At 79.8% G+C, this 203-nt stretch carries 1 protein-coding gene; it reads right to left on the bottom strand.

Going from position 1 to position 203, the window contains the following annotated elements:
* Positions 1-203 (bottom strand): RsmE family RNA methyltransferase (locus tag NET02_RS16530; protein WP_284058527.1); only part of this gene is annotated, 203 nt, incomplete at both ends.

Raw genomic sequence — 203 nt, forward strand, 5'->3', positions numbered from 1 at the left:
CCGCGCCCGGCTGAAGCTGGCCCAGCGTCAAGCAAGCGAGCGCCGCCAGCGCCGCCGTCTCGCTGCGCAGCGTGCGCGCGCCCAGCGACAGCGGCGCCAAGCCCGCCTGCGCCAGCGCCGCTTCCTCCGCCTCGGTCAGCCCGCCCTCCGGCCCCAGCACGACGTGACAGGGCCCCCCGTGCGCCGCACCCCAGGCCGGCAGC

Source organism: Thermalbibacter longus (genome assembly GCF_023806485.1).
Lineage (GTDB): Bacteria > Chloroflexota > Chloroflexia > Thermomicrobiales > Thermomicrobiaceae > Thermalbibacter > Thermalbibacter longus.